Here is a 24,621-nt window from a genome sequence, read left to right on the forward strand (position 1 = left end):
TTTTATGAAGGGCTGAAAAGGGTTGGGATGACTCAGGCAGATCAGGCCTGAAGCAAATGCTCCAGACGTTCGATAAAGCGTTCCACGGGCTTGAGCGAGGCGCTGACCTTCATCCGCGCCAACACGCCCTGCCAGGCATTGCCGATAAATTCGGCCAGGGATTCGGCGTCTTCCGCTGCCGGCAGTTCACCCGCACGCTGGGCGTCGGCCAGGCAGTCGCGCAGGGTATCGATGGACTGCTGGAGGATACCGTCGACCCGTTCGGCGATGGCTGGCGACAGCTCGGCCATCTCGAAGCTCAGGCTGCCGATGAAGCAGTGGTATTCGAGCTTCTCCTGGCGGGCGAAGTGCGCCAGGAGCTCGCGGTAATAGGTAAGGATACGTGCGCGCGGGCCCAGTGCCGGGTTGCTCAGCGCCTCGGCGTAGCGCGCCAGACGCGGTGCGTACAGATGCTCCAGGGCCTGCAGGGCGAAATCTTCCTTGCTCTCGAAGTAGTGATAGAAGGAGCCCTTGGGAATGCCGGCGGCCTGGACGATGTCCTGCACGCCGGTGCCGTGGTAGCCGCTGCGGGTCATCGCCAGGGAGCCCTTGGCGAGGATCAGGTCGCGTTTGTCGAGTCGGATACTGTTCATGGGCGCAAGAATATGACCGGTCGTCTCGCTTTTTCCAGCACCATTGATCGCAGTGATTTTCCCTCAGAAACGGATCAGCGAATCGTCGGGTTTTCCAGCAGCTCCGCGACGCCCTCCTGCAGCAACTCACGCAGGCGCTCCACCACCGCTTCCGGCTCGGCCTCGCTGCGATGCAGGCACAGCCCCAACGGCGCCATGGTCGGCAGCCCGGCGCGCTGGGCATCCAGCCGTTGAACGCTGGCCGGCAAACCGATAGGCGTGCGCAGGCCGACACCCAGCCCTGCGCCAACCGCCGCCCAGATGCCGGACAGCCCGGCACTGGTGAACGCTACACGCCAGGCAATGCCGGCCCGATCCAGCGCCGCGGTAGCCGCGCTGCGCAGCAGGCACGGCGCCTCCAGCATCACCAGCGGCAAGGGGGCCGCGCCGGGGGGCGGGAGTGCTTCCGGCGCACCGATCCAGCATTGCGCCACCGCCCCGACGCGCTCCATGTGCGGCGTACGCTCGCCGGTTTCCCAGGCCAGCGCCAGATCCAGCTCACCATTGCGCACGCCTTCAATGAGCTGTTGATTGCGCGCCGTGCGCACCTCGATACGGACTTTCGGATGGGCGCGGGCAAAACGCGCCAGCACCGCGGGCAACAGGGTTTCACCAAAGTCTTCCTGCAAACCCAGGCGCACCCGACCTTCCAGGGAACCGCCGCGCAAGGCGCCGGCTGCTTCGTCGTTCAACTCCAGCAGGCGGCGAGCGTAGGCCAGCAGGGTCTCACCCGCCTCGGTCAGCGCCATGCCGCGTCCTTCGCGGCGCAGCACCGGCGTGCCGGCCTGTTCTTCCAGCTTCTTCAACTGCGCGCTGACGGCAGAAGTCGAACGCCCCAGGCGATCCGCGGCGCGGGCGAAGCTGCCCAGCTCGATGCCGGTGACGAAGGTGCGCAGCACGTCCAGGTCGAAGTTGACGCGGGCCATGGCAACCATCCTGAATAATCGAACTATCTGTCAAATATTTCCCGATTTTCAGAATTAACTTGCCGGGCTAGCCTGAACTCGTCAATCACTCACCGAGGAACGGCGCCATGCCTACCGTCCGCATATCCCTGCTCAAGGGCAAGCAAGCCGAGTACCTGCGCGAGCTCGCCGACACCGTCTACGACGCCATGCACGAGGCCTTCAACGTGCCGGAGGGCGACCAGTTCGTGATGATCCACCAGCACGAGGCAGAAGAATTCGTCTTCAACCGCCACTACCTGGGCGGGCCGCGCAGCGACGACTTCGTGCTGATCGCCATCACCATCGGCCGCCCGCGCGACGCCCAGACCAAGCAGGCGTTCTACCGCCGCTTGAACGCGCAATTGGGTGAACGCCTGGGCATCGCCAGCGAGGATGTCATGGTGCAGATCACCACCAGCGAGGCCGATGACTGGTCCTTCGGCGGCGGGCGCATGGGCGTGCTGACGCGGCCCGATGCGCTCAGTGCCAACTGACGCGCTGCTCCAGCGGAAAGCGCAGGCGCGGGTTGTAGACGCCGTTGTCGGCAGCCCGCCCTACCGCCAGCAGCATGATCGGCACGGCACGGCGGGGAATCTCCAGCACCTTGCGCAACTGCACTTCGTCGAAGCCCTCAAGGGGACAGGTGGCGTAGCCGTGGCTCTGCAACGCGAGCATCAGGTTCTGCGCCGCCAGCGCGGTGGACTTCACCGCCCACAGACGCATCTCGGCATGACTGTTGGGCTGGCGCATCAGCGCACGGCGCAGTCCGACCACGCTGTAGAGGACGCGCTTGAACAGACCACGCAGGCCGAAGACGCCCTGGTTGTACTGGAAGGGCGCGGTGCGCTCGTAGAAGTGCCGGACCTTCTCCGGCACCTGGGGCTCGGGCCATTGATCGAGGATGGCCGCACAGGACTCGCGCCAGGTATCCGGGCGCGCCAGCACAGCGATCAGCACCGGCGCGGTGCGCGCCGCGTTCTGCCCCAGGCACACCGGCACCAATCGGCGCCGCAGCTCGGCATCGCGAATCACCTGGAAGCTCCACGGCTGCAGATTGCAGGCATTGGGGGCAAGCACCGCCTGTTCCAGGCTGTCGCGCAGAACGCTGTCAGGCACTGGCTCATCGAGAAAACGGCGTATCGCGCGGCGCTGTTCGATCAGCGCGCGCAGGGCATCGGGTGTGGCCGGCAGACAGGCGGACTCGGCGGCGAAACGGCTCATGGCGGGCTCCGGAAACAAGTCACCCGATTAAGCCGCCGCTCCCCGCGCGGAACAAGACAGAGGGGAGAAATGCCGGCGGGATTGGCGTATGCGCCCTCTCCCGCCGGGGAGGATCAGGCGCCCAGCGCCTTCTCGATTGCATGGATCAGCGCCGGATCATCCGGCGTAGTGCGCGGGCTGAAGCGGGCCAGCACGCGGCCATCCGGGCCGAGGAGGAATTTCTCGAAGTTCCAGGTGATGTCGCCTGGAAACTCGGCGCCCTCGCCCGCCAGCAGGCGGTACAGCGGATGGCGCTCGGAGCCGTTGACCTCGAGCTTGCCCGACATGGGGAAGCTGACCCCATAGTTCAGCGAGCAGAACGACTGGATCTCGGATTCGCTGCCCGGCTCCTGCCCGGCGAACTGGTTGCACGGCAGGCCCAGTACCACGAACCCTTGGTCCTTGTATTGCTGGTAGAGGTTTTCCAGAGCGGCGTACTGCGGAGTCAGGCCGCACTTCGAGGCGACGTTGACCACCAGCACGACCTTGCCCTTGAGCGGGGCCAGCGGCAGATCCTGGCCGTCTAGACCATGCAGCGTCAGATCGTGAAAAGCGCTCATTGCTTGCTCCTTGAAGAAGTAGGCACGAAGTGCCCGCGCAGGGAGCGGACAACCTGTCCGTCGTGCTGCGCAATCCCAGTCGATGCGGGAAAAATGCCCTGGCCTTGTTGCAGTAGATCAGGTCGCATGAGAAAGGCGCCCGAAGGCGCCTTTCCCGATTGAGCGTAGCAGCTCAATGATGGCTTCACCCGGTCGCTGACCGACCGGGCGACAGCGATCAGTGGTGGTGACCACCTTCGCCATGGACGTGGCCATGGGCGACTTCTTCAGCCGAAGCGTCGCGGATGTCGACCACTTTCACCTTGAAGTTCAGGCGCTGGCCGGCCAGCGGGTGGTTGCCGTCGACGATCACGTCATCACCTTCGATGTCGCGGATGGTGACGATCTGCATGCCGCCGTCCGGAGCGGAAGCGTGGAACTGCATGCCGACTTCCAGCTCGTCCACGCCTTCGAACATTTCACGGGTCAGGGTAGCGACCAGCTCGGCGCTGTATTCGCCGTAGGCATCGGCCGGCTCGACGGTCACGTCCAGCTCGTCACCGACCTGCTTGCCTTCCAGGGCCTTTTCCAGGCCGCCGATGATGTTGTGGGCACCGTGCAGGTAGACCAGCGGAGCGCCGCCAGCGGAGCTGTCGATGACCTCACCCGCGTCGTTGGTCAGGGTATAGTCGATGGAAACCGCCTTGTTGGCCGCGATCTGCATGGTTCGAAACCTATCTGATATAGAAGTTGAGCGCGTAAGTTTACGCGGCGACGCCCCCGAATGCGACCCGAAGACGGACGGACGGGATGACGCGGCCCCGCCGCGCCTGCTTGACTTTCATCAGGACGAAGACGGCCACTGGGTGGCAGTCTTGTCCTGCGGCCACACCCAGCACCTGCGCCACCAGCCGCCCTGGCAGTCGCGGCCCTGGGTGCTGGACCCGCAGCAGCGCATGGCGCAGATTGGCCGCTGGTTCCCCTGCGGCTGGTGCGCCAGGCAATCCGACAGCAACAAGGAGTAGGCATGCCGGCTCGCAATATCCTGGTGATCAACTGCGGCAGTTCGTCGATCAAGTTCGCTCTGGTTCGAGAAGGGCGCGAAGACTTTATTCTCCACGGCCTGGCCGAGCGCCTCGGCTCCAATGGCGCCAGCCTGCGCTGGCAGGGCGAGACCGACGAGCAGCCACAAACCCTGGAGCTCCCCGGCGGTGACCACAAGGCCGCCCTCGCCCGCCTGCTGCCACTGGTGGCCCAGGCTGCGCAGGGCGAGCTGCACGCCATCGGTCACCGCGTGGTGCACGGCGGCGAGCGCTTCACCCAGGCCTCGCGCCTGACCGACGAAGTGCTCAGTGCCATCCGCGAGACCTCCCCGCTGGCGCCGCTGCACAACCCGGCGAACCTGGTGGGCATCGACGCCGCCATGGCGCTCTACCCGAACCTGCCGCACATCGCGGTGTTCGACACCGCCTTCCACCAGAGCCTGCCCGAGCGCGCCTACCGCTACGCCATCCCCGAGCCGCTGTACCGCGAGCAGCACGTGCGCCGCTACGGCTTCCACGGCACCAGCCACCGCTACGTCAGCCACAAGGCGGCGGAGATGAGCGGGCTGGCAGTGGGCGACAGCTACTGGCTGTCCGCGCACCTGGGCAACGGCAGCTCCACCTGCGCCATCGCCAACGGCCAGAGCCGCGACACCAGCATGGGCCTGACCCCGCTGGAAGGCCTGATGATGGGCACCCGCTCGGGCGACGTCGACCCGAACCTGCACAGCCACCTGGCGCGCACCCTGGGCTGGAGCCTGGAGAAGATCGACCACATGCTCAACCACGACAGCGGCCTGCTCGGCCTGTCGGGGCTGTCCAATGATATGCGTACCCTGGAGCACGCCCGCGAGCAGGGCCACGCCAATGCCGCGCTGGCCATCGAAGTATTCTGTTACCGATTGGCCAAGTCGCTGGCCTCGCTGACCTGTGCGCTGCCGCGCCTGGACGGCATCATCTTCACCGGTGGCATCGGCGAGAACTCCGCGCTGGTGCGCAACCTCACGGTCAAGCACCTGCACGTGCTCAACCTCGAACTCGACGGCGAAGCCAACGCCCGCTGCGTGCGCGGCGTCGGCGGGCCGATCCACCTGCCGGGCCACCCTCGCGTGCTGGTGATCCCGACCAACGAGGAGAAGCAGATCGCACTCGACACCCTGGCAGTGCTCGACTGAAGATTCATCGGTTGCGCCCCACAAGGGCACAAACCACTCCCGTACGGCTTAAGGAGCCCGGATGCACACCTTCTTCCTCGCACCGACCGGTTTCGGTGTCGGCCTGACGTCCACCAGCCTGGGCCTGATCCGCGCCCTGCAACGCGCCGGCCTGAAAGTCGGCTTCTTCAAGCCTATCGCCCAGCCCCACGCCGGGGATGATGGCCCGGAACGCTCCAGCGAACTGGTCGCACGCACCCACGGCCTCAACGCGCCCACTCCGCTGTCGCTGACCAAGGTCGAGCGCATGCTGGGCGACGGCCTGCTCGACGAACTGCTTGAAGACATCGTCGGCATGTACAACAGCGTCGCCGTGGACAAGGACGTGATGATCGTCGAGGGCATGGTGCCGACCAAGCACGCCAGCTATGCCGCGCGTATCAACGCGCACCTGGCGCGCAGCGTGGACGCCGAAGTGATCCTCGTCTCCGCGCCGGACAACGAGACGGTGGGCGAGCTGTCCGACCGCATCGAGATTCTTGCCCAACTGTTCGGCGGCCCGCGCGACCCGCACCTGGCCGGCCTGATCGTGAACAAGGTGCGTGGCGGCGAGAGCGACGACATGCCGCGTGATGCCGAAGAAGCCGCACGGCTGTTCGGCGAACGCCTGAAGGAACACTCCCCGCTGCTGCGCGACGGCGATGTGCGCCTGCTCGGCTGCATCCCCTGGCAGGACGAGATGAATGCCCCGCGCACCCGCGACGTGGCCGACCTGCTGGACGCCAGCGTGCTCAACGCCGGCGACTACGAACAACGCCGCGTGCAGAAGATCATCCTCTGCGCGCCCTCGGCACCGAACACCGTGCACCTGCTCAAGCCTGGCGTGCTGGTGGTAGTGCCGGGCGACCGCGACGACATCATCCTTGCCGCCTGCCTCGCCGCCATGAACGGTGTGCCGCTGGCCGGCCTGCTGCTGTGCTCGGGCCTGACGCCGGACGCGCGGATCATGGAGCTGTGCCGCAGCGCGCTGCAGAGCGGCCTGCCGGTGCTGACGGTGAAGACCGGTTCCTTCGATACCGCCGGCGACCTGTCGCGGATGAACAAGGAAATTCCGGTGGACGACCGCGAGCGCGCCGAGCGCGTCACCGAGTTCGTCGCCGAGCACATCGACTTCGAATGGCTGAAGCAGCGCTGCGGCTCCCCCCATGAACTGCGTCTGTCGCCGCCCGTGTTCCGCTACCAGCTGACCCAGCGCGCCAACCGTGCCGGCAAGCGTATCGTCCTGCCCGAAGGCAGCGAGCCGCGCACCGTGCAGGCCGCCGCCATCTGTCATGCCCGCGGTATCGCTCGCTGTGTGCTGCTGGCCAAACCCGACGACGTGCAGGCCGTGGCGCAGATGCTGGGCATCGTGCTGCCCGAGGACCTGGAAGTGGTCGACCCGGATCTGGTGCGCAGCCGCTACGTCGAGCCCATGGTCGAGCTGCGCAAGGGCAAGAGCCTGAACGCGCCGATGGCCGAGCAGCAACTGGAGGACAACGTGGTGCTGGGCACCATGATGCTCGCCCTCGACGAGGTGGACGGGCTGGTCTCCGGTGCCATCCACACCACCGCCAACACCATCCGCCCTGCCCTGCAGCTGATCAAGACCGCGCCTGGCTACAACCTGGTGTCCTCGGTATTCTTCATGCTGCTGCCCGACCAGGTGGTGGTCTATGGCGACTGCGCGGTGAATCCCGATCCTTCGGCCAGTGACCTGGCGGAGATCGCCCTGCAGAGTGCCGCCTCGGCGCAGGCCTTCGGCATCACCCCGCGGGTGGCGATGATCAGCTACTCCACCGGCGAGTCGGGAAGCGGCGCAGATGTCGAGAAAGTCCGCGAAGCTACGCGCATCGCGCGGGAAAAACGCCCCGATCTGTTGATTGACGGCCCCTTGCAGTATGATGCCGCCGCCATTGCCAGCGTGGGTCGTCTGAAGGCCCCCGAGAGCCAGGTGGCAGGACGCGCCAACGTGTTCGTGTTCCCCGATCTGAACACCGGGAACACCACCTACAAGGCGGTCCAGCGCAGTGCCGACTGCGTCAGCATCGGGCCGATGCTGCAGGGCCTGCGCAAACCGGTGAACGACCTGTCACGCGGCGCGCTGGTGGACGACATCGTCTACACCATCGCACTGACGGCGATCCAGGCGGACAGCGGCAAGGACGGCTGATACCCCAAGGCACGAGGGATGTGCCCACGAACGCATCACGCGCCCGGCCGACCGGGCGCCTACGTACAAGGACCATTCCTCGATGTTGAGTTTCCTTCCGCACACCCTGCGCGGCATCCTCGCCACTCTGATTCTGGTGGTGAGTACCCTGTGCTGGTGCATTCCACTGCTGAGCATGTCGATCATCAAGCTGCTGCTGCCTTTCCGTGCAGCCCAGTTGGCGCTCAGCAAGGTTATGAGCGTGATCGCCGAAAGCTGGATCACCTGCAACAAGGGCTGGATGAACCTGGTCCGCAACACCAGCTGGAACGTGCAGGGCCTGCAGAACCTGGAGTACGACCACTCGTACCTGGTAACCAGCAATCACCAGAGCTGGGTCGACATCCTCGTGCTGCAGTACCAGCTCAACCGCCGCATCCCGCTGCTGCGCTTCTTCCTCAAGCAGGAGCTGATCTGGGTGCCGGTCATCGGTCTGTGCTGGTGGGCGCTCGATTTCCCCTTCATGAAGCGCTACACCAAGGCCTACCTGGCCAAGCACCCGGAAAAGAAAGGCAAGGACCTGGAAACCACCCGCAAGGCGTGCGCCAAGTTCAGCCGCATTCCGGTAGCGATCTTCAACTTCCTCGAAGGCACCCGCTTCACCCAGGCCAAGCATGACGAGCAGAACTCCCAGTTCCAGCACCTGCTCAAGCCCAAGGCCGGCGGCATCGCCTTCGTGCTCGACGCCATGGGCGAACAGCTGCGCACCCTGGTCAACGTCACCATCCATTACCCTGACGGTCGCCCGACCTTCTGGTGCCTGCTCTCCGGCCGCCTGCGGGCGGTGGTGGTGCGCTTCGAGGAAATGGAAATCCCCCGCCAGTTCGTCGGCAAGAGCTACGACCAGGACGAGGGCTACCGCGCCGAATTCCAGCTGTGGGTGAACCAGTTGTGGGAGCGCAAGGACCAGTTGCTGACCCAACTGCACCGCGAATTTCCCGCTGCAGCCAAAGCGTGAGCCGGCTTTTGTAGGAGCGAGCTTGCTCGCGAACCGCCCAACGCCGAGCGATTCCCGTTCGCGAGCAAGCTCGCTCCTACAGGTTCAGCCAAGCGCCCCACGAGGTGCCGCAACGAAAAAGCCCGCCAATCGGCGGGCTTTTTCATGAGCGGTGCTTACTGCTGGTATTGCTGGGTTTGTGCGCCCGGCAGCGCCTTCAGGTTCACTTCCACGCGGCGGTTCTGCGCGCGGCCGTTGGCGTCGGCGTTGGAGGCAATCGGCTGGTCCGGCCCCATGCCGCGGGTGCTGACGCGAGTGCCATCGACACCCTGAGAAGTCAGGTAGGTCGCGACCGACTGCGCCCGGCGCTGGGACAGGTCCATGTTGTGCTGGCGGCTGCCGGTGCTGTCGGTGTAGCCGACGATCTCGATGCTGTTCTGGTTGAACTCCTTGAAGGAGTTGGCCAGGTTGTTCAGCGGGGTGTAGAACGACGGCGCGATGTTCGCCGAATCGGTGGCGAAGGTGATGTTGCCCGGCATGATCAGCTTGATGTCGTCACCCTGGCGCTCGACCTGCACGCCGGTGCCCTGCATCTGCTGGCGCAGTTTGGCTTCCTGCTTGTCGGCGTAGTAGCCGTAGCCGGCGGCGGCGGCACCGATGGCGGCAGCGCCGATCATTGCGCCCTTGCCACGGTTGTCGTGGTTGATCGCAGCACCGGCGACGGCACCGGCCAGTGCACCCAGCGCACCGTACTTGGCGGTCTTGCTCATGCCGCCCTCGGCCGGCGGAGCCTGGGTATTGGGGTCATAGGGGTTCTGGGAGGCGCAACCGGCCATGAGGGCAAAGGCGGTGGCAGCCGCGACCATGGACAGACTACGTGCGGTGAACATGTCGGATGACTCCTCGAATAGCGAAACACCCATTATCGGGCGGCAGATTAGAGCTTAGGTCGTGCAAATAATTCCGCAGCAACCTTAAGCGCGGATGAAGGGGTTCTCCCGCATCTCGTCGCCCAGGCAGGTATCCGGGCCGTGACCTGTGACCACGGTCGCCTCTTCGTCCAGCGAATACAGGCGATCGCGGATCGAGCGCTCGATGGTGGCATAGTCGCCGCCCCACAGGTCGGTACGGCCAATGCTGCGGCGGAACAGCGTATCGCCGGCGATCAGCAGCTTGTCCTGGGGGAACCAGAAGCTCAACGAGCCGGGCGTATGCCCCGGTGTATGCAGCGCCACGCCACAGCCGCAGGCCAGTTCCTCGTCGTCGGCCAGCCACTGGTCGGGGGAAGGCACCGGGGTATAAGGCACACCGAACATACGGCACTGCATTTCCAGGTGGTCCCAGAGGAACTGGTCGTCCTTGTGCAGGTGCAGGGTCGCGCCAGTCTTCTCCTTCATCTGCCCGGAGGCGAGGAAGTGATCCAGGTGCGCGTGGGTGTGGATGATGCTGACCACCTTCAGCCCCAGCGCGTCGAGGCGCTGCAGGATGAGCTCGTGGTCGCCGCCCGGGTCGACGACGATGGCCTTCTTCGTCAGCGGGTCGCCGATGATGGTGCAGTTGCACTGCAAGGGGCCGACGGGGAAGGTTTCGCGGATCAGGGCAGGCTGTTCGCTCATCGAAGACTCGCTGGGTTGCGGAAGAACACGGCGGGTATTTTCGCCGATTCCGCCGCGCCATGGCGAGTCGTACCGGCTCGAGGATTCAGTCGCCCTGGCGGTAGTCGGTGGGCAGCTTGCCAGTCCACTTGCGGAACGCCCGGCGGAAGTTCGACGGATCGTTGAAGCCCAGCAGCAGCGCGATCTCGTAGAGCGGCAGGTGGGTTGTGGTGAGATATTGCAGGGCCAAGCGCTTGCGCACATCGTCGAGCACCTCCTGGTAGGTGGTGCCCAGGTTCGAAAGATGTCGACGCAGACTGCGGCCGCTGGTGTGCAGGTCGGCTGCGACGCTTTCCAGGTCGGGGAACTCGCCGGGGCGCGCCAGCAGCAAGCGGCGAATGCGCGTCAGCAGGCCTTCCTGCACGTCCAGCGTGGCCAGCAGCGCCTCGCACTGCTGCTCGCACATCTGCACCGTGGCCGGGTTGGCCAGCGCCATGGGCCGCGTCAGGTATTCGCTGGGCAAGCCGATGAAGTGGAACGGCTGGTCGAACAGCACCTCGCCGCCGAACACTTCGGCGTAACGGTCCGCGTAGTCTGGCTCGGCGTAGGCGAAACCGACGCTGACGCCCTGCAGCGGTTCGCCCACCAGGAAGCGCGCGATGGTGTGCAGGCTGGTCATCAGGCCTTCGGCGGCGAAGCGGCTGGTGGGGCCCAGGGGAATCGACTCGCTGGCGCGCAGGTACGAGACGCCGTGGTCTTCCACCATCTCCAGGTCGTAGGCCAGCCCGAGCACTCGGTAGTACTTCAGGGCAAAGGCAATGGCGCGTTCGAGGTTGGCGCTGGAAAGCACCGCATAACCGAGGATGCCGTGGGTGGAGACATTCAGCCGCTGCCCCAGCAACAGGCCGAAGGCCGGCTCGTTGCAGTGCGCCAGGGCGGCGCTGGAGAGCTGGTGGAAGTCAACGAAGGACAGCCGGCCGTTGGGGCTCTGCAGCACTTCGGAGCGCACGCGGGCGAGCTCGAACAAACGCGTGCGCGGCACGCCCAGTTCTTCGGCGAGGTCCAGGAGTGCCTGCGCATAGGCGACGGGCACCAGTTCGGCGGTGAAATTGAGCGGTTGTTTCATGGTTTTTCTTATAGTGACCGCTGGCCGGATATGACCGGAAAGTTGGCAGACAATAACCTTGTGACGCTTTCCCTACAAGCCCAGAGTACTGACCATGGATAACCACAACACTGGAGCCGCCATGGCCAGCACCACCCCTGCAGGACTGGAGATCAAGCCCCGGCACATGGACTTCGATCTGCCCGATCCGCTGCCGCGTCACTGGCACGGCGGAGACGCCTTCAAGTCCCATCTGTTCGACGCCATGTCGGTGCTCTTCCCCGACGGCGAGCGCTTCTTCATCGACTCGGTGCGACAGTTCCGCGACCAGATCACCGACCCGGTGCTCAAGGAACAGATCCGCGGCTTCATTGGCCAGGAAGGCCACCACAGCCGTGAGCACCTGACCTATAGCCAGCGCCTGCGCGACCTGGGCTATGACGTCACCGCCATCGAAAAGCGCGCCCAGGCGCGCATCCGCTTCACCCAGAAGAAATTCCCAGCCCGCCGCCAACTCGCCGCAACCGCCGCGCTGGAACACATCACCGCGATCATGGCCAACGGGCTGCTGACCGACCCGCGCACCATGGAAGGCGCCGACCCGGTGATGCAGCGCCTGTGGCGCTGGCATGCGCTGGAGGAAACCGAGCACAAGGCAGTGGCCTTCGACGTTTACAACCAGGTCTGCGGTAGCCGCAAGCTGCTGCGTCGGGCGATGCGCATGGCGACCTTCTTCTTCGTGCTGGATACCTTCCGCGGCCTGGTGCACATGCTCAAGGTGGATGGCCTGCTGTGGAACTGGCGCGTCTGGCGCGACGGCATCAAGTGGACCTGGGGCAAGCACGGCGTGTTCCGCCCGCTGCTGCGCGAATACCTGGACTTCTTCAAGTCCGACTTCCACCCGTGGCAGCACAACAATCTCGATGTGCTGTACGAGGTGCGCAAGGAGTACGACCCGCAGCCGATGGCCCACGCCGGCTGATCCGCCTTTCGCTCCGAACACCGCCCCGCCTAGTCGGGGCGGTTTCGTTTGCGGACGCAGAGTCCCCTGTAGGAGCGAGCTTGCTCGCGAAGGTCTTTGCTCGGCTGGCGAGCCTGGGGCTCATGCGGTTCGCGAGCAAGCTCGCTCCTACAAAAAGCAGCTCGCGAAAAAGCCCGGCACTGGGCCGGGCTTTTCAAGGACTGATCAACAGTCAGGCATGCAGGAAACGCAACGCATCCGCCGCCGACTCCTCGGGGATTTCCTCCATCGGGATATGCCCCACGCCCGGATACACCTTTACTTCGATCCCCGGTACATCACGCTGCCACATCGGCACATGGCGCGGCGAAATCCAGCGGTCGCGCTCACCCCACATCAGCATCGTCGGCACCTTCAGCGCAGCAACGCGGTTGGGGGTGGTGGGCAGTTCCTCGCGGTTGGCCTTCACCAGCACGCGGAAGATGTCGATCATCGCGCGGCGGTTACCCGGCCGGCGGCTGATGTCGTAGTAACGGTCGATCACACCCGGCTTGATCTTGCGCGCATCGCCGTAGACTTCCTTGATGCCCTGGGCGACCAGGGCGCGCGGCATCCACATCGGCATCATGATGCCGGCACCCGGCAGCACCGCGCTGGCGATCATCAGCGGGACCTTCTGCATGTAGTATCCGGCCGGGTCGATCAGGATCAGCCGCTCGACGCGATGGGTATTGGCCAGCGCATAGTTCCAGGCGATGTAGCCGCCCAGGGAGTTACCGGCGATGGAGACATGCTTGAGGTCCAGGCGGTCGAGGAACATGCCGAACACCTTCACCAGACGCTCGCCGTCGTACTCGCGGTCCTGGCCGCCGCCAGTGAGGCCGAAGCCGGGCACGTCGAGGCGAACGATGCGGAAGTGCTGGGACAGTTCAGCAACCCAACCGTCCCAGGTGTGCAGCGAAGCCATCACGCCGTGGACCATGACCAGCACCGGCTTGTCCGGGCTGCCTTCGTCACGGTAATGAATGTCGAAGCCGTCGACATGGATGAACTTCGAGCCGGACTCGGGCGAGGCATAGCGTGCCTTCAGCGCGGCCAGCGGCAGCGGGCCGAAGCCATAGCGGGCCAGGCCCTCGGCCAGCGGCGGTTGCACAGACAATGTGGCGGTCATGGACGAGTGACTCCCGTGCTTGTTGTTCTAAAGCCCAATCACACCACAGCGCCCGCGCTGTCGCGCCCAACCTAGGTAGTGTCGAGACCCGTCACGGGATGACGCAGGCCGCGCACCCCGCTAACCTAGCCCGACCCGCCCTCGCGCAAGGAAAGCCCGTTCGTGCCGATCCTGACTCGCCGTTCGCTGTGGCCGCTGGCCGTGCTGTTGCTGCTCCTGTGCCGCCCGGCCCTGTCCGCCGACCTGTATTACCTGGGCCAGAAGATTCCCGACATCCAGCGCAACTGGACCAGCGCCGACTACCAGGTGCTGATCGACGCGCTGAAGAAGATCGACGAGACCCAGGTCAACGGCCTGCCCCGGCGCAGCGGCGAGTTCACCGGGCCGATCTACCAGCGCATGGTCAGCGAGGAAAATTTCCGCCCGCAGCTGAACATCTATGCCCCGCTCGAGCTGCGGCAGAACGAGGCGCGCGAGGTGCTGTTCAAGCTCAAGGAGCTGATGCGCCTGTACTTCAACTTCCGCGCCGCCAAGCAGCCTTATGGCGCCGAGGCGCTGGGCCTGATGAGCTACTCGCTGCGCGAACAGGCGATCCTGTTCAACCTGACGGTGGAGTTCTGGATGACCCTGGCGCAGAGCGAGCAGCGCAATCCGGTGCGCCTGCAGGGCATGCAGGAAGCCAAGGCCGCCGCCTCGATGCTCACCAGCAGTGCGCTGGACTACCTGGGCCTGACCGCCCAGTTCGACCGCCAGGACCTGGTGCTCTACAGCGCCGAGCTGGCCAAGCAGTTGCCCGAACTCTTCATCCACCTGCCGCCGGAAGTGCGCGTGCAACTGCTGATGCGCGTGGATGAACTGGCGCAGAAGCATGCCTACCCGGAAGTGCGCGAGAACATGCGTGATCTGCTGCCGGTGCTGCAGGCAATCCAGGCGGATGTGCAGAAGCAGCTGGCGCCACCGACCAAGGGGCAGCCGGCGCCGAAAGGGCTGGACCTGAGTGCGCCGGTGGAGGGCGAGAAGAAGAAGGGGATGTGAGTCTGGCGCCAGCGGTGGCGGCTTGCTGCGCCGGAGCCCTGCTCCTGCTCGAACCGGCCTAGGTAGGAGCGGACTCCGTCCGCGATCGCTTGCCACCGCTGTGCAGTCTCGGGCCAATCGCGGACAGAGTCCGCTCCTACACCAGCCGTTGACGTCGGAAGGCTCGGCCAGCGCCCTAGCGCAACAACCCCATCTCCTTCGCCCGCGCCACCGCCTGGGTGCGGCGCTCGACGCCGAGTTTGTCATTGATGTGCCGGGCATGGCTCTTTACGGTATGCAGGGAGATGAACAGGCGCTCGCTGATTTCCTGGTTCGAGCAGCCCTGGGCTATCAGCTCCAGCACCGCCAGCTCGCGCCCGCTCAGGCAGTCGCTGGGCACCGCGCTACGTTCCGGCAGCGTCGGCAGGCGTTCGCGCAGGGCGTCGATGGCCGGCGAGGAAGCCCGCACGGCCAGTTGCTCGCGCAGCCATTCCGGATGCTGCAGCAGCACGTCATGCAACGGAACCAGCAGGCCGACGGCCAGGCCGTTCAGGCACTCGCCCAGTTCGAAGGACGCCTCGCGCTCGCGGCCGCCCTGCAAGAGCAAGGCAACCAACTGCCCCTGGGCAAAGCGCGCCTGCAACTGCGCACCACCTTGCAGGGCGCCGCTGGCCACAGTTCGCAGGCGCGCCTCAGCTTCAGCCATGCGGCCCTCGCGGCGCTCCAGTTGGGACTGGAGCATTTCCACGTGGCGCGGCAGCTGCGGCGAACACTCCGGCGGTGTGGCCGGTTCGTCGCCGGTGTAAGTGTCGCGCAGGCGCTCGAGCCAGGCGGTGGCCAGTTCGACCTGGCCCTGGCCGAGCCAGAGTTCGCATTTGATCAGAGTGATAGCCGACAGGTAGTAGACCGGCGGCACGTCCCACACATGCATCATCCGCTCGACTTCGGCGAGCTGGGCGAAGGCGCGGGTGAAGTTGCCCAGCCGCCCTTCCAGGCTGGCCAGCACGCAGAAGCCGATCACCAGGCTGATGTCGCGGCAGGCGCGGGCCTCCTCGATGCCGGCCTTGAGGTATTTGCGCGCCTCCTCCGGCTGCAGCGCGAGGCTGCGCAGGTAGCCCTGGTAAAGCATCAACCGGCCACGCACCGCATAGCGGCGCTGGGAGGACAGACCAGAGAGCCGCGCCAGGCCCTGGCGCACTTCTTCCTCGGCACGCAGCACCTCGCCGCGCGCCTGCAGAACGCGGGCACGGTCGTAATGCACCATGGCCTCGAACAGCGGGTTGCCGAAGCGCTGCGCCAGTTCCAGGGCTTCGCGATTGAGCTCGCGGGCGCGCCAGAGATCATCCCGCACGATAGCCAGGTTGCTCAGGGTCGACAGGCACAGCAGGCGCGGGCCGAAGCGCTCCGGACCAAGGCCCTGCATGGATTCCTCGCAGTGCCGCTCGGCCGCTTCGATCTCGCCGCGGCCACGGGCGATCACGCCCGCCAGCGCTTGCCATTGCGCGAGCAGGTCGCGCTGGGTGGTGACATCGGCGGCGGGCAGGAAGCGCGACAGTTGCGCCGCCAACTCCTCGGCCGCATCCAGCTGGCAGGCCAACGCCAGCGCCCAGCTGTACAACACGATCAGGCGCGGAGTACTGGCCAGCAGGCTGTCGGGCAGGTCCATCTTCCAGCGCAGCAGCGTGGCGACGTTCTGCTCGGCCAGCAGTTGTTCCTCGGACAGGCTCTGCACCAGGCTCGCCGCCACCTCCGGGTGACCTGCGCGCAGGGCTTGCTCCACCGCGTCATCGAACAGCCCCTGGGCGCTGAACCAGCGGCACGCGCGCAGGTGCAACGCCGCCGTCGAAGGCCCGGAACCAGGCAGCGGACGCGCCAGCAACAGATCGGAGAACAAGTGATGGTAGCGGAACCACTGGCCGTGCTCGTCCAGCGGCACCAGGAACACCTGGTGCTGCTGCAGGTGGCGCAGGATCGAAGCGCTGTCGTACGCATCGCGCAGCGCATCGCACAATTCGGCGGAGAAGCGCTCGAAGCGCGCGGTCTGGGCCAGGAATACCTGGACCTCCGGCGACTGCTTGTCGATTACTTCTTCCAATAGATAGTCGCGGATCAGTTCCTCGGCACCATGCACGGACAGGTCCGGCACGTTGGCCGCCAGTTCGTCGCCATGGGCCAGCAGCCACAGGCGCAGCCCGGCAATCCAGCCTTCGCTGCGCTCGACCAGGTTGTCGAGGGCGTTGTCGTCGAGTTGCGCGCCGTTGGCGCTGACCAGCTGCGCGGTTTCCTCGACGGTCAGGCGCAGGTCCTGCTCGGTGAACTCCAGCAACTGCCGCGACAGACGCAGGCGCGCCAGGTGCCAGTCCGGTCGCTGACGGCTGGTGACCAGCACGACCAGGCCGGCGGGCTGGTGATTGAGGAGGAACTGCAGACAGCGGTCGAGTACCGCCCCCTGAGCCAGGTGGTAGTCGTCCAGCACCAGCAGCAGCGGGCGGTCGACGGACAGATTGTCCACCAGCTCATCGAGCAGGTCGTCGAGCCAGGCTTCGAAGGCGAAGGGCTGGTGGCGCTGGCGCATCTTCAGCAGGGCCAGGGCTTCATCACCGAGCGTAGGAAAGTGCAAGCGCAGCCCCTCGAGCAGGCGTTCGAGGAATCGCCCGGGGTCGCTATCCCTTGCACTGAGCCCCAGCCACAGACTGCGCCATTGGCTTCCCAGCGTCTGACAGAATTCGATGGCCAGTGAGCTCTTGCCGAATCCAGCCGGTGCAGACACCAGTATCAGCCGTCCCTCCAGCCCTGCTGCCATGCGCTGGCACAGACGCGAACGGGCGACGTGGCCATGCGGCAGCGGCGGCCGGAAGAAACGGCTGCCGGCCGTGCTGGAGGGAACATCGGTCAGTCTTGGCAGAGTCGAGAAGTCGGTCATTGGCCTGGCTCTTGCTCTAGCTCTTATAGCTATCGACGAAGGTCACACTGTGGACGGAGCCTAGCCGCTCGCGGTCGGGAATAGAAGTCGATTTTGTTACCTTTGCTCACAACATGACCAGAAGGCGTCTTGCATTCCCTCCTCCATTCATCCGACAGATGATCCCCCATAAAAAAACCGGCCCGAAGGCCGGTCTTTTTTCACCGCGGAACCACCCGTGGGGATCGGGGGATCAGCGCACGCCTTCCTGGCGAAGCGCTGCCGGGGTGAAGTCGCTTTCAGAAGCGCTGTAGTTGAAGTCGTAGGCGGATTTCTCCTCGTTCTTCAGACCCAGCACCAGGTAGCGACCCGACAGCAGGTCATACAGGGTTTCCGCGGTGTACCACGGTACCTGGTAGTTGTAGTAGTACTGGTTGAATGCCTCGGCTACGCGCCACAGGGTGCCACGACCGTCGTAGTGGTCGATCTCCACGGCCTGCCAGGTGTCCTCGTCGATGAAGAAGTCACGCTTGGCGTAGATGTGCCGTTCGCCCGGCTTCAGGGTGGCGGTCACGTGCCACACGCGGTGCAGCTCGTAACGGGCCAGGTCCTGGTTCAGGTGGCCAGGCTTGATGATGTCCGAGTACTTCAGCTTCGGATCATCCATCTTGTAGTTGTTGTACGGGATGTACAGTTCCTGCTTGCCCACCAGTTTCCAGTCGTAGCGGTCCGGCGCACCGTTGTACATGTCCAGGTTGTCGGAAGTACGCAGGCCGTCGGCGGCGGTACCCGGGCCGTCGTAGGACACCTGCGGGGCACGGCGCACGCGGCGCTGACCGGCGTTGTAGAGCCACGCCAGGCGCGGTTCCTTCACCTGGTCGAGGGTCTCGTGCACCAGCAGCACGTTACCGGCCAGGCGTGCCGGAGCGGTGACGCGTTGCTTGAAGTAGAACAGCACGTTGCTCGGCTTACTGGCGTCGTAATCCTTCAGGTCGGTGCGGAAGACGAATTCGTCCTGGAAGTAGACCAGCGAGTAGGAACCGTTGACCTGCGGCGTGGCCTGGGTCACCAGACGACGTACGTGGCCGCCACGGTAGCGGGTGATGTGGTTCCAGATGACTTCCAGACCGTCCTTCGGAATCGGGAAGGGGTTGGCTACCTGGAAGTTCTCCAGGCCGTTGCCGCCCTGCAGCAGCTTGGTGCTGGTGGCGTTCTTCTTGGTCGCTTCCAGCACGTTCTCCGGCACGGTGGCGGTACGGTGCGTGGTATAGACCGGCATCTTGTAGGTGTCGGGGTAGCGCTTGAACATCGCCTGCTGGCCGGGGGTCAGCTTGGACTTGTACTGGTCCATGTTCTGCGCGGTGATGGTGAACAACGGCTTCTCGCTGGCGAATGGATCGCTGAGGAAGCCCTTGCTGTCGGCGGTGCCGGCGTTCTTGGGCAGGCCACCGGTCCAGGCCGGGATGGAGCCATCGGCGTTGCCGGCCTTTTCCGCGCCCATCGGAGTCAGGGTGGAGCCGAGCTTGGCCGCTTCATCGGCAGAGACAGCCGCCATCACCTGGGAGGCGATGAGGCTGAGCGCCAGGGCGCTCGTGTGCAGCAGGATCTTTGTTGTTCTCATTCGTTTGTCGTCCTCGTTGAGTCTTTGCCCACCGCGTTGGCCGCCCTTGCCGGAGGCTCCGGGAAAGACGGTTCGCGGGTCTTGTCTGCTGCTCGCGTGGCCGGGTCACCCGGCCGCGCGGATGGCCCGCCGCGAGGGCGGGCCGCTTGCCGGTTGAACGGCCGGCTTAGAAGGTCACACCGAAGCTCAGGCTGACGAAGTCACGATCGTCGACGGTGGAGTACTTGCCGTCGAAGTAGTTGGTGTAGGCCAGGCTGGCGGTGTAGGTGTTCAGGTAGTCGGCGTCGATACCCAGGCTGACCGCCTTGCGGCCTTCCTCGAAGTTGCCGCCGGGGCCGGGGGAGTAGCCGTCCACGTCGTGCTGCCAGGCCACGTTGGGCTTGAGGTTCACACCGGCGAAGACGTCGTTGTAGTCCCAGATGGCGCGAGCGCGGTAGCCCCAGGAGTCGGCAGTGGTGAAGCCTTCGCTTTCGCAGTTGCGGCTGACGTTGTTGGCGTTGGTGGTGCCCAAGGTAGAGGCGTTCAGGGCTTCGCAGGTGGCCAGGCCATTGAGCGAGCCGTTCAGCGGGCCGGGACCGAAGACCGGGTCACGGCCGTAACGCGCCTTGTTCTGGCTTTCCAGGCCGCCGACGTGGGTCCAGCCGACCTCGCCCACCAGGGTCAGACGCTCGGCGCCCATGACCTGGTCGAAGAAGTGGGTGAAGGTGGTCTGCAGCTGGGTGACTTCCTTGCGGCGGTAGCCGTGCAGGTCCTGGCCGGCGGTGCCGGTCAGCACGGAGGCGTTGTCATAGACGTGGTTGCCGCCGATGGACACCGGGTCCAGGCCGGAATACAGGATGTCGGTGGTGTTCAGTTGCACCGGGGCGTTCGGACGGTAGCTGATCTCGCCCTGCCAGGCGGTGCCGGTGGGCAGCGTGGTGGAGAAGCTCAGGCCGTACAGGCGGATGTCTTCGGGGTACTCGATGAAGTAGCTGGAGTTGCCCGCCATCGCCGCCGCGCCGGCCTGCGCCGCCAGGGACGGGCTGATCGCCGCGATGTTGGTGATCAACTGGTTGATCTGCGCCACCTTGGAGGCATCGGCGCCACGGCCGGAGAAGATCGGCAGACGGCTGTGGTAGTTCATGTAGTAGCCGCCGAACTCGGTGTTCAGGCTGTCGGCGAAGTACTTCAGGGAGAAGCCGTATTGGCCGCTGTCGCGGGCGTCACGGTCCGGGCCGCGCTGTACCACCAGGCCTTCGTTCCACGGCGACGGGGTCACCGCCAGGTTCGGGCCGAGCAGGCCGTTCAGGGTGCGGATCGAGGCCGCGTTGTTGGTCAGCACCGCGAGGTTCTGGGTGCAGCCGTCAGCCACCACGTCCGGCTGGGAGAAGAAGGTGCCGCAGTTGTCGACCACCGTCTGGTCCCACTCCAGCTGATAGAAGCCTTCCGCGGAGAGGTTCTCGGTGAGGTTCTGCGACAGGTAGAACATGTTCACCGGCACCAGGGCTTCCTTGATCTCGGAGCCCGGACGGCGGAAGGCGGTGACGTCGAACGGGTTGATCACGCTGATGCCGTTCTGGATGAAGGTACTTTCACCCCAGTTCACCACCTGCTTGCCCAGGCGCACGGTGCCCGGCAGATCGGCGATGTTGTAGTTGTGATAGATGAAGGCGTCGAGGATTTCGCCGCCGGAGGCCTGCGCGGCTTCCTTGCGGTTATGGTCGGAGAGCGGCTTGAACTCGGTGTTCTCGTCCTTCTGCTCGAAGTCATACCAGTACTTGCCGCGCACGAAGACGCCGGTATCGCCGTACTTGAGTTCGAGGTCGTGGATACCCTTGAAGATCTTCGAGAAGGTCTTGCCGGCCTTGTAGTTCAGGTGGCCGTCGTCGGAGGTCTGGGACAGGCCCTTGCCGCCGTTGTTGATGCCGATGAGGTTGCTGTTCGGATTCTGCGTCGACCAGCTGGCCCCCACGGACAGCGTCGAGTCGAACGAACCTTCGATTTCCCCGATGTTGAAGCTGACGGCGGAAGCCGGAGCCGCCAGCGAGGACGCCAGGCTGACTGCCAGCGGCAGCCGCGCCAGGCGCCAGATATGTTGCATGGTTTTCATCGACGCTACTCCATGTGTTTTTTGTTATGAGTAGTGGCGACTATATCCAGCGCCCTATAACGCTTGATCGCTCGAAAGTGTGATTTGTCTTACAAAGGCCCTGACTAGACGCTTGCGTAGGCCCCAAGGTGGCGTGATCACTGGGCTGCGCCGTGCCAAGCGCTTGCTTGGCACGGCCGCCCGCCAACCGTGACTTGCCGGTCGTCGGTCACACCGTGGAGAGGAAGGCGCTGCCAGCCTCCTGCCATTGGGCGATGTCTACCCGGATACGCTTCTTGTCGAGCTTGCCGACGCTGGTCTTGGGAACTTCAGTAACAACGGCGATCTGCGAGGGAATCGCCCACTTGTTGATGTTCCCCTGCTCGACGAAAGGCTTGAGGTGCTCGCGCAAAGCCTTGGCATCCAGCGCCTGGCCGTCGCGCAGCACCAACAGGGCGAATGGGCGTTCGCCCCACTGCGGGTCAGGCACACCGACCACCGCCACTTCGCGCACCGCCGGGTGACGGCTGATGAGGTCTTCCAGTTCCAGGGACGACAGCCACTCGCCGCCGGTCTTGATCACGTCCTTGATACGGTCGCGGATATCGATGAAGCCCATGCCGTCCAGGGTCGCCACGTCGCCGGTGTGCATCCAGCCGCCAGCCCAGAGGTCCTCGCCCTTCTCCGGCTCACGGAAGTAGCCCTGGGTGAGCCAGGGGGAGCGCAGCACCAGTTCGCCCTGGGACTCGCCATCGGCCGGGAGAAACTCGCCGTGCTCGTCCATGATCGCCGCTTCCACCAGCGGCACCGGCACGCCGGCCTTGATGCGGTAGGTGGTGCGCTCGTCCTCGCTGCCGGCGCACAGCTCCTGGTTGAGGTAGCCGCAGGAGATCAGCGGGCAGGTCTCGGACATCCCGTAAGCAGCAGTGAGCTGGATGCCGCGCGCCTTGGCGGCGTCATACAGTGCATGGTTGAGGGCGCTGCCGCCGATGATGATCTTCAGCCCGCCGAAGTCGTGGTCCTTGGCACCGGCGGCGTTGAGCATCATCTGCAGGATGGTCGGCACGCAGTGGGAGAAGGTCACCTTCTCCTCGCGGATCAGCTTGCACAGCAGCTCCGGCTCGTAACGGCCCGGATACACCTGCTTCACCCCCAGCATGGTCGCCACGTACGGCACGCCCCAGGCGTGGACGTGGAACATCGGGGTGATCGGCATGTACACATCATCCGTGCCCATCAGGCGGATGCTGTCCAGGCTGCCGATGGTGGCGGCCATGGCCAGGGTATGCAGCACCAGTTGGCGGTGGGTGAAGTACACACCCTTGGGGTTACCGGTGGTGCCCGTGGTGTAGAAGGTGGTTGCCACCGAGTTCTCGTCGAAGTCGGGGAAGGCGTAGCGCGGGCTGGCGGCGGCCAGCAGGGTCTCGTACTCGCCAACGCAGTTGGGCAGCGTGCTGCTCTTGTCCGCACCGTCGGTAATCAGCAGGGTCTTTTCCACCGTGGTCAGTTGCCCGGCGATGCCCTGGTAGAGCGCGGCGAACTCACTGTTGACCAGCACAAAGCGGTCGTCGGCGTGGTTCATGGTGTAGAGGATCTGGTCCGGCGAGAGGCGGATGTTGATGGTGTGCAGCACCGCGCCGATCATCGGAATGGCGAACATGCATTCCAGGTAACGGTGACTGTCCCAGTCCATGACCGCCACGGTGTCACCGGCCTTCACACCGGCGTCGGTCAGCACGTTGGCCAGCCGGGCGACGCGTTCATTGAAGGTGGCGTAGGTGTAGCGCACGCTGTCGCGGTAGACGATTTCCCGACCTTTCTCGTAACGGCTGCCCGACAGCAGCAGGCTCTTGATCAACAGCGGGTACTGGTAGGCGTTCTGTGCAGCGGGGATGACGCGGGTTTTCAGCATGGCGTACGCACTCTCAAGGCTGGATCTCATCAGGATGAGACCGACTCTAGAGCGCTCGTGGCGTCCATTCATCAGTCAAAAGAGTGATTTGCCGATGACTCTATGGCCACATCCGGTCACGCGGTAGAATCCTGACGCCCGGTCGTTCACGCCCGGTACCTTTACCCGGAGTCCGCGGGGGCCTGCGAGCTGGAGCAGAACAAGGCGGAAGCAGTTATGCCGACGCGCAGCCGTCCCTACGCGCACTCCTACAACAAGAGCGAAGAGGTTAGAGTCATGTCCGAGATCGTCATCGTCAGCGGCGCCCGTACTCCCATGGGCGGCTTCCAGGGCAGCCTGTCCGGCGTTTCCGCCGTCGACCTGGGCGCCATCGCCATCCGCGAAGCCATTTCCCGTGCCGGCATCCAGCCCGAAGACGTGCAGGAAGTGATCATGGGCAACGTACTGCCCGCCGGTCTGAAACAGGGCCCGGCCCGCCAGGCGTCGCTGAACGCCGGCCTGCCCGCCGCCACCGGCTGCACCACCATCAACAAGCTCTGCGGCTCGGGCATGAAGGCCGTAATGCTGGCCCACGACCTGCTCAAGGCGGGCACCAACAGCGTGATGGTTGCCGGCGGCATGGAAAGCATGTCCAACGCCCCCTACGTCATCGAGAAGGCCCGCACCGGTCTGCGCATGGGCCACGGCGAGATCAAGGACCACATGTTCCTCGATGGCCTGGAAGATGCGCGCACCGGCCGCCTGATGGGCTCCTTCGCCCAGGAAACCGCCGACAAGTACAACGTCACCCGCGAAGAGATGGACGCCTACGCCATCGAGTCCCTGCAGCGCGCCCAGGCCGCCATCAAGGACGGTTCGCTGGAGTCGGAAATCGTCCCGGTCACCGTCACCACCCGCAAGGGCGAGACCGTGGTGAAGGACGACGAGCAACCGCTGACCGCCAACCTGGAGAAGATTCCCGGCCTGCGCCCGGCCTTCCGCAAGGACGGCACCATCACCGCCGCCAACGCCAGCTCCATCTCCGACGGCGCCTCCGCGCTGGTCCTGATGACCGCTGAAGAAGCCGCACGCCGTGGCCTGAAGCCGCTGGCGAAGATTGTCGCCCACGCCACCCAGAGCCAGGACCCGGCCGAATTCACCCTCGCCCCCATCGGCGCCATGACCAACCTGTTCAAGAAGGCCGGCTGGAGCAAGGACGACGTGGATCTGTTCGAGATCAACGAAGCCTTTGCCATGGTCACCATGCTCGCCATGCGCGAACACGGCCTGGACCACGCCAAGGTCAACGTCTACGGCGGCGCCTGCGCTCAAGGCCACCCGGTGGGCTCCACTGGCTCGCGCATCATCGTCACCCTGATCAACGCCCTGCAGAAGAAGGGCGGCAAGCGTGGCGTCGCCTCGCTGTGCATCGGCGGCGGCGAGGCCACCGCAGTGGCGATCGAGCTGGTCTGATACTCCGTCAGGCATGAAAAA

At 65.1% G+C, this 24,621-nt stretch carries 21 protein-coding genes; 8 read left to right on the forward strand and 13 right to left on the reverse strand.

Translation table 11 applies throughout. The features are described 5' to 3' along the window. Positions 1-41 precede the first annotated feature (41 nt). The gene (locus ACNFH5_RS05790; RefSeq protein ID WP_416744735.1) at positions 42-632 is read right to left on the reverse strand and encodes a TetR/AcrR family transcriptional regulator; all 591 of its coding nucleotides are present in this window, start codon (positions 630-632) and stop codon (positions 42-44) included. 74 nt (positions 633-706) lie between these two features. Continuing rightward, positions 707-1,597 (reverse strand): LysR substrate-binding domain-containing protein, encoded by an 891-nt coding sequence (locus tag ACNFH5_RS05795; RefSeq protein WP_416744736.1) that lies wholly within the window; start codon positions 1,595-1,597, stop codon positions 707-709. A 107-nt stretch (positions 1,598-1,704) separates the two neighbouring features. On the opposite strand from ACNFH5_RS05795, the gene ACNFH5_RS05800 reads away from it, so the two are divergent. Then, complete coding sequence (locus tag ACNFH5_RS05800) at positions 1,705-2,112, forward strand: tautomerase family protein (RefSeq protein WP_416744737.1); 408 nt, start codon at positions 1,705-1,707, stop codon at positions 2,110-2,112. Here the strand turns inward: ACNFH5_RS05800 and ACNFH5_RS05805 are convergent. From ACNFH5_RS05805 to ACNFH5_RS05815, 3 genes are all read right to left on the reverse strand, one after another. Continuing rightward, positions 2,099-2,839, reverse strand: a complete 741-nt coding sequence (locus ACNFH5_RS05805) for a nitroreductase family protein (RefSeq protein ID WP_416744738.1) — start codon at positions 2,837-2,839, stop codon at positions 2,099-2,101. The two genes, ACNFH5_RS05800 and ACNFH5_RS05805, sit on opposite strands and share 14 nt — an antisense overlap. Before the next feature lie 113 nt (positions 2,840-2,952). Next, positions 2,953-3,438, reverse strand: a complete 486-nt coding sequence (locus ACNFH5_RS05810) for a glutathione peroxidase (RefSeq protein WP_416744739.1) — start codon at positions 3,436-3,438, stop codon at positions 2,953-2,955. 217 nt (positions 3,439-3,655) lie between these two features. Beyond that, positions 3,656-4,141, reverse strand: a complete 486-nt coding sequence (locus ACNFH5_RS05815; RefSeq protein WP_017519102.1) for an FKBP-type peptidyl-prolyl cis-trans isomerase — start codon at positions 4,139-4,141, stop codon at positions 3,656-3,658. On the opposite strand from ACNFH5_RS05815, the gene ACNFH5_RS05820 reads away from it, so the two are divergent. The 4 genes from ACNFH5_RS05820 (at position 4,110) to ACNFH5_RS05835 (ending at position 8,820) form a co-directional block, all read left to right on the forward strand. Continuing rightward, a complete protein-coding gene (locus tag ACNFH5_RS05820; RefSeq protein ID WP_416744740.1) occupies positions 4,110-4,442 on the forward strand; it encodes a DUF3565 domain-containing protein in 333 nt (110 codons plus the stop codon). The genes ACNFH5_RS05815 and ACNFH5_RS05820 overlap by 32 nt on opposite strands. Before the next feature lie 2 nt (positions 4,443-4,444). Next, on the forward strand, positions 4,445-5,635 hold the full coding sequence (locus ACNFH5_RS05825; protein WP_416744741.1) for an acetate kinase: 1,191 nt from the start codon (positions 4,445-4,447) through the stop codon (positions 5,633-5,635). 61 nt (positions 5,636-5,696) lie between these two features. Then, positions 5,697-7,823, forward strand: a complete 2,127-nt coding sequence (gene pta / locus ACNFH5_RS05830; protein ID WP_416744742.1) for a phosphate acetyltransferase — start codon at positions 5,697-5,699, stop codon at positions 7,821-7,823. Between the two features lie 82 nt (positions 7,824-7,905). Next, positions 7,906-8,820: an acyltransferase gene (locus ACNFH5_RS05835; RefSeq protein ID WP_416744743.1), complete on the forward strand. Its 915-nt coding sequence runs from the start codon at positions 7,906-7,908 to the stop codon at positions 8,818-8,820. 155 nt (positions 8,821-8,975) lie between these two features. Here ACNFH5_RS05835 and ACNFH5_RS05840 read toward each other — a convergent pair whose 3' ends face one another. From ACNFH5_RS05840 to ACNFH5_RS05850, 3 genes are all read right to left on the reverse strand, one after another. Further along, entirely contained in the window at positions 8,976-9,689 is a 714-nt protein-coding gene (locus ACNFH5_RS05840) for an OmpA family protein (RefSeq protein ID WP_017519107.1), read from the reverse strand. 84 nt (positions 9,690-9,773) lie between these two features. Beyond that, positions 9,774-10,415 carry an MBL fold metallo-hydrolase gene (locus tag ACNFH5_RS05845; protein WP_416744744.1) on the reverse strand — a complete coding sequence of 214 codons (642 nt, stop codon included), beginning with the start codon at positions 10,413-10,415 and terminating at the stop codon, positions 9,774-9,776. Between the two features lie 85 nt (positions 10,416-10,500). After that, entirely contained in the window at positions 10,501-11,520 is a 1,020-nt protein-coding gene (locus ACNFH5_RS05850) for an AraC family transcriptional regulator (RefSeq protein ID WP_416744745.1), read from the reverse strand. 121 nt (positions 11,521-11,641) lie between these two features. Here ACNFH5_RS05850 and ACNFH5_RS05855 point away from each other — a divergent pair, with 121 nt between their 5' ends. Continuing rightward, positions 11,642-12,481: a metal-dependent hydrolase gene (locus ACNFH5_RS05855; protein WP_416744957.1), complete on the forward strand. Its 840-nt coding sequence runs from the start codon at positions 11,642-11,644 to the stop codon at positions 12,479-12,481. Positions 12,482-12,692: 211 nt separating this feature from the next. Here ACNFH5_RS05855 and ACNFH5_RS05860 read toward each other — a convergent pair whose 3' ends face one another. Next, positions 12,693-13,631 (reverse strand): alpha/beta fold hydrolase, encoded by a 939-nt coding sequence (locus tag ACNFH5_RS05860; protein WP_416744746.1) that lies wholly within the window; start codon positions 13,629-13,631, stop codon positions 12,693-12,695. Positions 13,632-13,793: 162 nt separating this feature from the next. Here ACNFH5_RS05860 and ACNFH5_RS05865 point away from each other — a divergent pair, with 162 nt between their 5' ends. Next, positions 13,794-14,666, forward strand: coding sequence for a hypothetical protein (locus tag ACNFH5_RS05865; protein ID WP_416744747.1), 873 nt, complete (start codon positions 13,794-13,796; stop codon positions 14,664-14,666). 175 nt (positions 14,667-14,841) lie between these two features. On the opposite strand, the gene ACNFH5_RS05870 is transcribed toward ACNFH5_RS05865, so the two are convergent. The 4 genes from ACNFH5_RS05870 to ACNFH5_RS05885 all read right to left on the reverse strand — a co-directional run bounded on the left by ACNFH5_RS05870 (position 14,842) and on the right by ACNFH5_RS05885 (position 23,148). Continuing rightward, positions 14,842-17,568: a LuxR C-terminal-related transcriptional regulator gene (locus ACNFH5_RS05870; protein WP_416744748.1), complete on the reverse strand. Its 2,727-nt coding sequence runs from the start codon at positions 17,566-17,568 to the stop codon at positions 14,842-14,844. A 232-nt stretch (positions 17,569-17,800) separates the two neighbouring features. After that, a complete protein-coding gene (locus ACNFH5_RS05875) occupies positions 17,801-19,168 on the reverse strand; it encodes a DUF1329 domain-containing protein (RefSeq protein ID WP_416744749.1) in 1,368 nt (455 codons plus the stop codon). A gap of 166 nt (positions 19,169-19,334) precedes the next feature. Further along, positions 19,335-21,257, reverse strand: a complete 1,923-nt coding sequence (locus tag ACNFH5_RS05880; protein ID WP_416744750.1) for a DUF1302 domain-containing protein — start codon at positions 21,255-21,257, stop codon at positions 19,335-19,337. A 208-nt stretch (positions 21,258-21,465) separates the two neighbouring features. Then, complete coding sequence (locus ACNFH5_RS05885) at positions 21,466-23,148, reverse strand: fatty acid--CoA ligase (RefSeq protein WP_416744751.1); 1,683 nt, start codon at positions 23,146-23,148, stop codon at positions 21,466-21,468. A gap of 276 nt (positions 23,149-23,424) precedes the next feature. On the opposite strand from ACNFH5_RS05885, the gene ACNFH5_RS05890 reads away from it, so the two are divergent. Continuing rightward, positions 23,425-24,600 carry a thiolase family protein gene (locus tag ACNFH5_RS05890; RefSeq protein WP_416744752.1) on the forward strand — a complete coding sequence of 392 codons (1,176 nt, stop codon included), beginning with the start codon at positions 23,425-23,427 and terminating at the stop codon, positions 24,598-24,600. The last annotated feature ends 21 nt before the right edge of the window (positions 24,601-24,621 follow it).

Source organism: Pseudomonas sp. NY15435 (genome assembly GCF_048068295.1).
Lineage (GTDB): Bacteria > Pseudomonadota > Gammaproteobacteria > Pseudomonadales > Pseudomonadaceae > Pseudomonas.

Bases quoted from the DNA above. Each gene is read 5' to 3' on its own strand.
- ACNFH5_RS05790 (WP_416744735.1), bottom strand. From the start codon at position 632: ATGAACAGTATCCGACTCGACAAACGCGACCTGATCCTCGCCAAGGGC.
- ACNFH5_RS05795 (WP_416744736.1), bottom strand. From the start codon at position 1,597: ATGGCCCGCGTCAACTTCGACCTGGACGTGCTGCGCACCTTCGTCACC.
- ACNFH5_RS05800 (WP_416744737.1), top strand. From the start codon at position 1,705: ATGCCTACCGTCCGCATATCCCTGCTCAAGGGCAAGCAAGCCGAGTAC.
- ACNFH5_RS05805 (WP_416744738.1), bottom strand. From the start codon at position 2,839: ATGAGCCGTTTCGCCGCCGAGTCCGCCTGTCTGCCGGCCACACCCGAT.
- ACNFH5_RS05810 (WP_416744739.1), bottom strand. From the start codon at position 3,438: ATGAGCGCTTTTCACGATCTGACGCTGCATGGTCTAGACGGCCAGGAT.
- ACNFH5_RS05820 (WP_416744740.1), top strand. From the start codon at position 4,110: ATGGAAACCGCCTTGTTGGCCGCGATCTGCATGGTTCGAAACCTATCT.
- ACNFH5_RS05815 (WP_017519102.1), bottom strand. From the start codon at position 4,141: ATGCAGATCGCGGCCAACAAGGCGGTTTCCATCGACTATACCCTGACC.
- ACNFH5_RS05825 (WP_416744741.1), top strand. From the start codon at position 4,445: ATGCCGGCTCGCAATATCCTGGTGATCAACTGCGGCAGTTCGTCGATC.
- pta (WP_416744742.1), top strand. From the start codon at position 5,697: ATGCACACCTTCTTCCTCGCACCGACCGGTTTCGGTGTCGGCCTGACG.
- ACNFH5_RS05835 (WP_416744743.1), top strand. From the start codon at position 7,906: ATGTTGAGTTTCCTTCCGCACACCCTGCGCGGCATCCTCGCCACTCTG.
- ACNFH5_RS05840 (WP_017519107.1), bottom strand. From the start codon at position 9,689: ATGTTCACCGCACGTAGTCTGTCCATGGTCGCGGCTGCCACCGCCTTT.
- ACNFH5_RS05845 (WP_416744744.1), bottom strand. From the start codon at position 10,415: ATGAGCGAACAGCCTGCCCTGATCCGCGAAACCTTCCCCGTCGGCCCC.
- ACNFH5_RS05850 (WP_416744745.1), bottom strand. From the start codon at position 11,520: ATGAAACAACCGCTCAATTTCACCGCCGAACTGGTGCCCGTCGCCTAT.
- ACNFH5_RS05855 (WP_416744957.1), top strand. From the start codon at position 11,642: ATGGCCAGCACCACCCCTGCAGGACTGGAGATCAAGCCCCGGCACATG.
- ACNFH5_RS05860 (WP_416744746.1), bottom strand. From the start codon at position 13,631: ATGACCGCCACATTGTCTGTGCAACCGCCGCTGGCCGAGGGCCTGGCC.
- ACNFH5_RS05870 (WP_416744748.1), bottom strand. From the start codon at position 17,568: ATGACCGACTTCTCGACTCTGCCAAGACTGACCGATGTTCCCTCCAGC.
- ACNFH5_RS05875 (WP_416744749.1), bottom strand. From the start codon at position 19,168: ATGAGAACAACAAAGATCCTGCTGCACACGAGCGCCCTGGCGCTCAGC.
- ACNFH5_RS05880 (WP_416744750.1), bottom strand. From the start codon at position 21,257: ATGAAAACCATGCAACATATCTGGCGCCTGGCGCGGCTGCCGCTGGCA.
- ACNFH5_RS05885 (WP_416744751.1), bottom strand. From the start codon at position 23,148: ATGCTGAAAACCCGCGTCATCCCCGCTGCACAGAACGCCTACCAGTAC.
- ACNFH5_RS05890 (WP_416744752.1), top strand. From the start codon at position 23,425: ATGTCCGAGATCGTCATCGTCAGCGGCGCCCGTACTCCCATGGGCGGC.